Source organism: Pseudorhodobacter sp., assembly GCF_030452865.1.
In the GTDB taxonomy this organism is placed as follows: domain Bacteria; phylum Pseudomonadota; class Alphaproteobacteria; order Rhodobacterales; family Rhodobacteraceae; genus Pseudorhodobacter.
In genome coordinates this window covers 1-9,826 of the sequence record NZ_JAKDLJ010000106.1, presented here as the reverse complement: position 1 = coordinate 9,826, position 9,826 = coordinate 1, and the positions used below count along the sequence as shown (strand labels likewise).

General features: G+C 59.0%; 9 protein-coding genes and 1 pseudogene. 3 read left to right on the top strand and 7 right to left on the bottom strand.

Features of this window, described 5'->3' with window-relative positions; translation table 11 throughout:
- The 5 genes and pseudogenes from L0H65_RS08395 to mutM all read right to left on the bottom strand — a co-directional run.
- Nucleotides 1–319 (bottom strand): annotated as a pseudogene (locus L0H65_RS08395) (DNA polymerase III subunit beta); the annotation flags it as partial.
- 154 nt (nt 320–473) lie between these two features.
- Nucleotides 474–1,835 carry a chromosomal replication initiator protein DnaA gene (dnaA, locus tag L0H65_RS08390; RefSeq protein WP_301458426.1) on the bottom strand — a complete coding sequence of 454 codons (1,362 nt, stop codon included), beginning with the start codon at nt 1,833–1,835 and terminating at the stop codon, nt 474–476.
- 487 nt (nt 1,836–2,322) lie between these two features.
- Nucleotides 2,323–2,598: a 30S ribosomal protein S20 gene (gene rpsT / locus L0H65_RS08385; RefSeq protein ID WP_301458425.1), complete on the bottom strand. Its 276-nt coding sequence runs from the start codon at nt 2,596–2,598 to the stop codon at nt 2,323–2,325.
- A gap of 161 nt (nt 2,599–2,759) precedes the next feature.
- On the bottom strand, nt 2,760–3,536 hold the full coding sequence (locus L0H65_RS08380) for an enoyl-CoA hydratase (protein WP_301458424.1): 777 nt from the start codon (nt 3,534–3,536) through the stop codon (nt 2,760–2,762).
- A gap of 62 nt (nt 3,537–3,598) precedes the next feature.
- Nucleotides 3,599–4,450 carry a bifunctional DNA-formamidopyrimidine glycosylase/DNA-(apurinic or apyrimidinic site) lyase gene (mutM, locus tag L0H65_RS08375; protein WP_301458427.1) on the bottom strand — a complete coding sequence of 284 codons (852 nt, stop codon included), beginning with the start codon at nt 4,448–4,450 and terminating at the stop codon, nt 3,599–3,601.
- 97 nt (nt 4,451–4,547) lie between these two features.
- Between mutM and ubiE the strand changes: the two genes are divergently transcribed.
- Entirely contained in the window at nt 4,548–5,300 is a 753-nt protein-coding gene (gene ubiE, locus L0H65_RS08370; RefSeq protein ID WP_301458423.1) for a bifunctional demethylmenaquinone methyltransferase/2-methoxy-6-polyprenyl-1,4-benzoquinol methylase UbiE, read from the top strand.
- Entirely contained in the window at nt 5,301–6,830 is a 1,530-nt protein-coding gene (ubiB, locus tag L0H65_RS08365; protein ID WP_301458422.1) for a 2-polyprenylphenol 6-hydroxylase, read from the top strand. It abuts the gene before it with no gap.
- A 43-nt stretch (nt 6,831–6,873) separates the two neighbouring features.
- Here the strand turns inward: ubiB and L0H65_RS08360 are convergent, their stop codons facing one another.
- Nucleotides 6,874–7,527, bottom strand: a complete 654-nt coding sequence (locus L0H65_RS08360) for a flagellar hook capping FlgD N-terminal domain-containing protein (protein ID WP_301458421.1) — start codon at nt 7,525–7,527, stop codon at nt 6,874–6,876.
- A gap of 24 nt (nt 7,528–7,551) precedes the next feature.
- Nucleotides 7,552–9,435 carry a flagellar hook-length control protein FliK gene (locus L0H65_RS08355; RefSeq protein WP_301458420.1) on the bottom strand — a complete coding sequence of 628 codons (1,884 nt, stop codon included), beginning with the start codon at nt 9,433–9,435 and terminating at the stop codon, nt 7,552–7,554.
- A gap of 110 nt (nt 9,436–9,545) precedes the next feature.
- Between L0H65_RS08355 and L0H65_RS08350 the strand changes: the two genes are divergently transcribed.
- A partial coding sequence (locus tag L0H65_RS08350) for a rod-binding protein (RefSeq protein ID WP_301458419.1) occupies nt 9,546–9,826 on the top strand: 281 nt, incomplete at its 3' end.

The following is a 9,826-nucleotide window of genomic DNA, read 5'->3' as shown; positions in this document are numbered from 1 at the left end:
AGTTTGACCGGCCCGCCGTCACCGTCAAACGGCCCGAGGCGGCATCTTCGGCCAGATTGACCAGCGCACCGTCGGGCAGCTTGCGCACGATTTCATGCAACATCACGGCGGAAACCGTGGTTGACCCTGCGCGTTCGACGATAGCGGAGGCGCGGTCCACCACTTCTATATCCAGATCGGTTGCGCGGAAAGAAACGCTGTCGCCAACCGCCTCGATCAGTACATTCGCAAGAATCGGAATGGTGTTGCGCCGTTCGACCACGGATTGGGCCTGACTTACCGCTTTCAAAAGCGCGCCGCGTTCGATGCTGATCTTCATGTTCCGTCCCTTTAACCCGTCTTTTCGTCCCCGCAGGGACGCAGAAGTTAGCGTTTTTCAGCAATTTCACAAGGGATATGCCGCCCCGACGCCGCTCACAAGCGGCAAAACCGCCGGTTCCGTGGTTTTTGCAACCCGGTTTGCGCGTTTCGTGTCAACTTTGAAGCAACCGCTTGAGTATTTGCAGATCATCCGAAAGTTGGCTGTCGGAGGTGAGCAGTTCTTCGATTTTCCTGACCCCGTGCATGATTGTGGTGTGGTCGCGTCCCCCAAAGCGTCGCCCGATATCGGGCAGGCTGCGCGAGGTCAGAGCCTTTGACAAATACATCGCAATCTGCCGGGGCCGCGCGATTGTGCGCACCCGCTTTGGTCCGATCATATCTGATAGCCGGATGTTGAAATGCTCCGCCACCTTGCGCTGAATCTCCTCTATCGTGATCTTGCGATCCGAGGCGCGCAGGATGTCTGCAAGGCAATCTTGGGTCAGATCCAGCGTGATTTCGCGGCCGACAAGGCTGGCAAAGGCGAAAAGCCGGGTCAGCGCGCCTTCCAGAACGCGGACATTGGTGGAAATGCGATGGGCAAGGAATTCCAGCACGCCCGGCGCAATCGCCAGATCGCGGTATTGGGTATGATAGAATTCGGCCTTTTGCTGAAGGATACCCAAACGCAATTCATAATCGGTTGGGTGCAGGTCAACGACCAGGCCGCATTGCAGCCGTGATTTGATCCGCTCTTCCAGACCTTTTATTTCGCCCGGCGCGCGATCGGCGGAAATGATGATCTGTTTGTTCTGGTCCACCAATGCGTTGAAGGTGTGAAAAAACTCCTCCTGCGTGGAATCCTTGCCGGCGATGAATTGCACGTCATCGACCATCAAAACATCAACAGAGCGGAACAGCTCCTTGAAATCCATCACCTGACGTTCGCGCAAAGCTTGAACGAAACGGTACATGAACTGTTCGGCAGAAAGGTAAAGCACGCGCAGATCGGGTTGGCGGGTTTGCAGCTCATGCGCGATGGCATGCATCAGATGGGTTTTGCCCAGGCCGACACCACCATAAAGAAACAGCGGGTTGAAAGTGACGGGGCCGCCTTCGGCAACACGGCGCGCGGCGGCATGGGCCAATTCATTCGGTTTGCCGACGACGAAACTGTCAAAGGTGAAGCGCGAATCAAGCGGCGCGCCGGGAACATCGTCCTCCCGCGTGGGGCGTTTGTTGGCAGTTTCGACGGGTTGCGCATTGACGGCGCGCGCGGGTTGCGCTGCTGTCGCATGCTCCGGGGTGAACTCCAGCCGTTCCACGTCGGCACCCGAGCGGTGGAGTTGCAGCAGTATCTTGTCAGCAAAGTTGCGCGACACCCAATTTCCGAAGAAATTGGTGGGGACCGCGAAACTGGCAACCCCATTGCGCAGGTTCGACAGTTTGAGCGGTTCAATCCACGTCAGGTAATTGTCCTTGCCAACCTGCTTGCGCAGGTTTTCCCGTATCTCAAGCCAACCGTCGTTCGTCATACAGTTTCCGTTCTTCGCTTTCCCAGGATGCCGACAGGCAACCAGTCCCCTGCGCGACGCAATCGACCCGGATCGGTCGGCCCTGTGGCCAGACCGAAAAGCAAAAACGCCAAGCCGACTGACATCCGCCAGATCGGTTGGAAACCTTATTCGCAGACAGCTGGTATTAATCAGCCGACGGCAACAGGCTTAACCCGTTCGACAGCAAAAGGCACCGCTCGGAAGCGGGGCAAACAAGCCTTGAAACCATCAGAACGCGGTCACGTCTTATCCCCCAGGACGAAGTGAATCGCATCCTGACGCTACCAACCGGATCGGGGGCGCTGCAACCGATCTTATCTGTTGACAGTGAATTGATTTGACCGAATCTAGGGTAGGCTGACATTTCGGCAACGCCACCCGATTTTCTGGTTTTTTCATGAAAAAAGACACGCCTTTGGGGCGTGCCTTTTGATCGAATTTGTCGGTTGTCGGCGCGCCCGGATACTCAGGCTTCGGTCTTGGCAAGCCCGTTGACGCGCGATGCCAAGCGCGAGATTTTGCGCGAAACAGTGTTTTTGTGCAGAACGCCTTTGGTCACGCCACGCGCCAGTTCCGGCTGGGCAGTTTTCAGCGCAGCGGCAGCAACGGATTGATCGCCGGATGCGATGGCTTCTTCGACCTTGCGCAGGAAAGTGCGGATGCGCGAACGACGCGCCTTGTTCACAGCGGTACGGGCGTCAGCCTGACGGGCGCGCTTTTTGGATTGGGAGGTGTTAGCCATCGGTCAGAATTCCTATCGTCTCGGTCATTTATGTTTCGGTTTGCACAAAAGTCCCAAGACTTCCGCCCATATCAGGGGAATTGATTCTTGCCTTAAGCGGGCCCACGCGCATGTCAGTCGCGGCGTATAAGGCAAGAATCAGGGATTGTGAAGGGCCAACTTCATCGGTCGCGGAATTGTGGTGTGCGTTTTTCAAGGAAGGCCGCCATGCCTTCTTTCTGATCTTCGGTTGCAAACATCGAATGGAACAAGCGGCGCTCAAACAGCAGACCTTCGCTCAATGTGGTTTCATAGGAGCGGTTGACCGCCTCCTTCGCCGCCATTGCCGTGATCATCGACTTTTCGGTGATCTTGGTCGCGGCTTTGCGCGCTTCTTCCATCAGGTTCTTGGCGGGGACGACGCGCGAAACAAGACCGCAGCGCTCCGCCTCCGCCGCATCCATGTTGCGACCGGTCAGGTGCATGTCCATGGATTTGGATTTGCCGATGAAACGGGTCAATCGCTGGCTGCCACCGAAACCGGCGATGACGCCAAGGTTGATTTCGGGTTGGCCGAATTTGGCGGTGTCGGCGGCGATGATAAAATCGCAGGCCATCGCCAACTCGCAGCCGCCGCCCAGGGCGTAGCCGGCGACCGCGGCGATGATCGGTTTGCGGATCTTCAGAATTGCATCGCTGATGCCGCCGAACAGATTCTCGCTGTAAGCCTCCACAAAGGTCTTTGCCGCCATCTCCTTGATGTCAGCGCCCGCCGCAAAGGCTTTTTCCGACCCGGTGACAATGATGCAACGCACCTTGTCATTCTCTTCCGCGGCTTGCAGCACCGTCGCGAGTTCCTCCAGCATTTTGGAATTCAATGCATTCAGCGCCTCGGGCCGGTTCAGGCGAATCAGGGCAATATAATCCTCGATCTCAACGATCAGTGTTTCATAGGCCATCTGAGCATCCTTTGGCTTGTCCTCGGGCCGGACTCTGTAACAGGCCCGTGCGCAGGATCAAGTCATCTCTGACAGTGGGGACAGAAGAAGGACGATCGCCCGGATTGGGCGATGCGTTGAATCGTGCCACCGCAACCAGGGGTGGAGCACGTCGCACCCTCGCGGCCATAGGCCCGGAAACGGTGCTGGAAATAGCCAAGGCCGCCATCGGCCTGACGGTAATCCTTTAGCGAAGATCCACCGGCCGTTATCGCCTCGTCCAGCACTTCGCGGATCAGCACAACAAGGGATGCGACGAGCGTGGGTTCAATATCACCCGCACGGCGCGCGGGGTGCAGATGCGCGCGGTGAAGTACTTCACAAACATAGATATTCCCGAGGCCGGCGACGATATTCTGATCCAGAAGCGCGGATTTGATCGGCGTGTTTTTGCCCTGCAGGCGGCCCGCCAGATAGTCCTGGTGGAAGGCATTTCCAAAAGGTTCCGGCCCGATATTGGCAAGTAGCGGATGGGCATCGCCCAGCGCCGTATCCAGCAGGTCCATCGCACCAAAACGCCGCGCGTCGTTGAAGGTGATGCGTGCCCCGTTCGACATATCCAGCACGACATGATCATGTTTTTCGGGGGAGGGATGGTCGTGATGGAATTCCCCCACCGTCAGCCCGGAAATCAGCATTCGCCCTGACATGCCCAGATGGATGAGCAATGATTCCCCGGTGGACAGATCCGCCAGAATGTATTTCGACCGCCGCCGCAAACCGTTGACCTTAGCGCCGGTCAGCCGTTCTGCCATGCGCGGAGGGAACGGCCAGCGCAGATCGGGGCGATTGATTGCGGCTTGGGTTATGGTTTGACCCGTCATCGCGGGTTCCAACCCACGGCGGACGGTTTCAACTTCGGGCAGTTCGGGCATGTTGCGCCTTTTGGACAGATGGGCGCATTGCAGCGCCACGCCTACCCCCTATAAAGAGGGCCAGGCGACCAATCGCAAGAGTGCAGTGAGCAATGCCATGACCGAGAGCAACGACAAGACCACCCATTTCGGGTTTCAAACCGTCGATGAGGGCGCGAAAGCCGGGATGGTGCATGGCGTTTTCACACGCGTTGCCAGCAAATATGACGTGATGAATGACGCGATGTCCTTTGGCATCCATCGGATCTGGAAAGATGCGATGATGGATTGGCTTGCACCGCGACCGGGGCAAAAGCTGCTGGATGTCGCGGGCGGGACTGGGGATGTGGCGTTCCGCTTCCTCAAACGCGCGCCGGGCGCGACCGCCACGGTTTGCGATATGACCGAAAGCATGTTGGTGGAAGGGCGCAAGCGGGCGGAAGCGGCCAGCATGGCGGATGCGCTCGATTGGGTGGTGGGCGATGCGATGGCGCTGCCGTTTGCAGCGAACAGCTTTGACGTTTACACAATCTCTTTCGGGATACGCAACGTGACGCGGATCAATGATGCGTTGGCGGAGGCGTATCGCGTGCTGCGCCCCGGTGGGCGCTTGATGGTGCTCGAATTCAGCCAACTGCCGAATCCGATGATGCAGAAAGCCTATGACATCTATTCGTTCAACGCGATTCCGCTGATGGGGCAGGTGATCGCGAATGACCGTGACAGCTATCAATATCTGGTGGAAAGCATCCGCAAATTCCCCGATCAAGAGACGTTTGCAGCGATGATCCGCGACGCCGGGTTCGCGCAGGTGAAATACCGCAACCTGACGATGGGGGTTGCGGCGCTCCATTCCGGCTGGAAGCTCTGAATGCGCGGCCCGCATAACATCATCCGCCTTGTGCGGACCTTGGCGACCTTTGAACGAACCGGCGCGATTGGCGTTGTGCTGGAGGCGTTCGAGGCGCCGCCGCGGTTACGCTTTGTCGCGCGCGTTTTGGGCTGGCCGTTCAAATGGCTCGGCCTTCGCGGCGATCCAGCCTTGCCTTCGGTCACGCGGGCGCTGACCGCACTTGGCCCTGCCTATATCAAATTCGGCCAGATCCTCAGCACGCGGCCCGATGTTGTAGGTGATGAACTGGCGCTGCAACTTCAATATCTGCAAGACAAGTTGCCGCCCTTCCCCATTTCCGTAGCGAAAGAGATGGTCGCGGAGGAATTGGGCCTGCCGGTGGATGAGGTCTATTCCGCATTTTCGGAACCGGTCGCTGCCGCCTCCATCGCGCAGGTGCATCAGGCGCGTCTGGCAGATTCGGGCAAGACGGTGGCGGTGAAGGTGCTGCGACCTGGTATTGAACGCGCTTTTCGCAAGGATATCGACGCTTTTTACTTTGCCGCGGGCGTGATCGAATTTCTGTCCCCCGCCTCACGTCGCTTGCGACCGATGGATGTCGTAAAGCATTTTGACGGTGTGGTTCAGGGGGAACTTGATCTAAGGCTCGAATCCGCCGCCGCGGGGGAGTTTGCGGCGAATACGGTTGATGATCCGGGGTTTCAGGTGCCAAAACCGGTCTGGGATCTGTCGGGACGCCGCGTGTTGACGATGGATTGGGCCGAAGGCATCAATCTGGCCGACAACGCGGCAATAGATGCGCAGGGGGTGGACCGCCGCGTGTTGGCTACCCGCGTGCTGCAACTTTTCCTGCAACATGCGCTGCGCGACGGCTATTTCCATGCCGACATGCATCAGGGCAACATGAAAGTTGCACAGAATGGCGACATCATCGCCTATGATTTCGGGATCATGGGGCGGCTTGATGAATACACCCGCCGGGTCTATGCCGAGATTCTGTTCGGCTTCATAAAGCGCGATTACCGTCGGGTGGCGGAGGTACATTTTGAGGCGGGCTATGTCCCCGCCGACCGCGATATTGATGAATTCGCCCGTGCGCTGCGTGTGGTGGGGGAGCCGATCTTCGGCATGGATGCGACGCGGATTTCGATGGCGCGACTGCTCACCTACCTGTTCGAGGTGACGGAGCGTTTCGGGATGGAAACCCGGACGGAATTGATCCTGTTGCAGCGTACGATGGTCGTGGTCGAAGGCGTCGCCCGCAGTCTGGACCCGCAGATCAACATCTGGCACGATGCCCGCCCGGTGGTGGAGGCGTATATCAAGGACAACGTAGGTCCAAAGGCTCTGCTGCGCGATTTGCAGAAAACAGCTCTGGTTCTGGCGCGATTCGGGCCAAAGCTGCCGGGTCTGGTGGAGGCGCAACTGGTACGTCAAGCAACACCGCATGAACCCGTCCGGTCGCGCCGAAAGGTGCATCCGGTGCTGTGGGTTCTGCTGGGGGCAGGGCTGGCCCTGGCGGGCGTTCTGTTGGGTCAAAAAATCTAGAGCGCGCGTAGCACCGTGTTGCAATGGCGCGCGCGGTTTTGCGTCAGACGCCCCCGCGCAGTCCTGATACATCTTGTGCCGCAATCGTAATCCCGCCTGTCAGAACAAGGCGATGGCCAGCCGGGCCGGTCTGAACCTCCTCAATCCGGGCATAATGTGTGACGGGCGTAACCGCGATCTGCTCTCCCTCGCGATAACTTTCCAACGAAAGTGTATAAGCACCAGCAGGCACCGGCGCACCTGTGATATCCTGCCCATGCCAAAGGTAGGGCGCGTCTCCCAGCGGGATGTCTTCTCGCGCAACCACATTGCCCGCGGCATCACTGGCCACCAGAACCGCTCGATCCGCCCCGACGTTCGGTGTTGGTGACACGCTGACTGGGGCGCCGCTCAGGTAAACCGGCGCGGTCGTCCTCGCCTCCTGTCCCACCCAAGGCGCAAGCTGCGCCATGCCTTGCATGTTCATCAGACCAGCCAATGCGTCCAGCTTCTGATTGGTCAGCGTTTGCTGTTCGACACTGGAGAACGTGGCAAGCTGCACCGCGTAATCCGAGGAATCAATCGGGTTCAACGGATCCTGATTCTGCATCTGGGTGGTGAGCATCTTCAGAAAGGTGTCGAAATCGGACGAAATCTTCGTCTTCCCACTGTCTTGTTTTGTGAACTGGGGGGATGCGGTGCTTTGTGAAATTTCCATGGGGTTCCTTTCTGAAATCCTGCGTCAGACGCGCAGGTCGAGCGTTTTGCCGTTTGGCCGCGCTGAGGTGGTTTGCGTTGGTTCCATCGCAGGGGCCACGAGGAAGCCATGCGGATGATCGTCTTTGTCGGGGCGAGAGTTCGCACCGGGCTGCCCGCCCCCCCAACCGCCAAAACTGAAGGACGCCGCTGAAAAACCGGATTGACGCAACTCCGCCCCGAATGTTTCGATATTCCGCCGCAGCAGATCGAGCGTTTCCGGGCGTTCGGCGCGCACCAGAATACGGATGCCATCACCCTCGGGCTGAAGGTGCAGACGAATCCGGCCCAACTCCTCCGGCGCGAGCGTAAGTTCAAGGGCCAGCGGTTTTTCCGAATTTGCGTGTTCCCGAATTGCCGCCGGAATGTGTTGAACCGTGACCGAAGGGCTGGGGTGCGGTTGAGCCGTGGTCGTGATGGCATTGGCGGGTGGCATCAACGATCGTTCGTTTGTCGGTGCGGGGGCATATTGAAATTCGGGGATGTATTGTGCCGGGCGGTCCACCGCCAGCGCTTTCGGCGTCGCGATGTCTCGGCTGTGCAGCCCGGCCTTTCCAATGGCCTGATCCTGTAATGCGGTGACGATATGTGGCAGATTTTCGGCATTATTGGCAGCGTCACCGGATACCATCGCAGATACAAGCGGTGATTCTTTCAGATCAAAGGGGGTTTGCTGCGCAACTGGTTCCGACATCTGCAGGCGGCGAATCGAAACCACCGCGGGGACCGTGACGTTGGATTGTATTTGTGTCGCTGCACCTGAGGCGTTTTCTGCGCGCGGGCGCAGCATTTCCGGATTCGAAACCTGGGAATACTGCGCAACCATCATCACAAGATTCCGGGTTGCAACTGGCGTCGTTGAGTCGTCAGATTGCTGAAGCGGGGTCGCCGGGCTTGTCGCCGCGCTTGTCGCCGCGCTGCGGTATGGTTCTTCCTGTGCTTTTGTCGCAATGGGCTGCACAATGGCCAAATCGTCGCTGTCGGAGGCGTCCGGCGCAGCGCGCTGTCCGGGGACCGATTGCGTCGGGGTCTGGCCGTCAGTTGGCTGCCCGGCGAGGTGTCGCGGCAGGCATAGCACAGCGTTTTCTGCGGCGTTCGGTGTCGCAGCGCGATCAATCACCCCCGGTTCCGCAGAGTTTGGCGTGGCGGCCGTGGGCATGTGCATCGGGCCCGGTTCCACAGGTCGATATTCCGCATCTGCTCCACGTTTTGCCTGAACTCCCAACGGCGCCGGAACGGGTGCCGCACCGCGATCCGACATGTCTTCGGCCAGCAGCAATCTACGGGAGACTTCTATGTCTGAGCGCTGGAGTGGGGATATTGTTGCAGGTAGGTCGGAGGCGGAGGTCAACAGTTGCGCATTCCCTGTCGGCGCGGGACTTTTGGCCTGAGTTTGCCCTGTCGCGTGGCTTTCCACAGCGTTTGTGGTGCCTTCACTAGGTGTCGGCACCAGAATCGGCGGTGTCGCCGGCTGGTTTTCGGACCGGTCGTCACAACCGTCAATCGCTGCTGCCCGGCTTGTCGCCGCAGGCCCATTACCCCGTGTCATATCCGGCACGAGATTGCGTTGCGCGGTCGTTTCCTGCGCTGTGCCAACCATGCCCGCGACATCCGCCGCCGGCCAGAGAAAATCGTCCAATCCAAGCCGGACAGGAAGCGGCGGTGCTGGCATCTCGGTCGGTCCGTCGGCTTCCGCGCGGTTCTGCGTTCCTGTAACCTCCGCTACCGGGACCGCAATGGTTGACAGCGCGACACTTTCCACCATCAGCGCCATAAATGCACCATCCCCAGTGCTTGCCCCGGTCCGCACAGGTGGAGCAGTTCCCTGCCGGTGCGAGCCTGCCGATGTGTGGTGGTCGATGTTGATCATGCCGAATCCCGCCGTCCGTCTTTGTCCACCCTCACTATCTGCGCAACTGGTTACCGCTTGTTTACCGTGTGGCCTCACAATGTAGAAAATCCAACCGAATGAGGCTTCCTATGACCCCCAGTATCCCTACCAGCGCGCGATCCGTTTCACTGACACCTCCGTTGCCACCCAAAAATCCCTTGCGTGAAAAAGCGGCGGAACTGGAAACCGCCTTTCTCGCGGAGATGTTGGGTTTTGCAGGTCTCGGCACCGCGCGGGAGAGTTTTGGCGGTGGGATCGGGGAGGAGCAGTTCTCGTCTTTCCTGCGGCAGGAACAAGCCGCCGCGATGGTGAAAGCGGGTGGGATCGGATTGACCGAGGTGTTGTTCCGGGCCCTGCCTGCGCGCGAAGG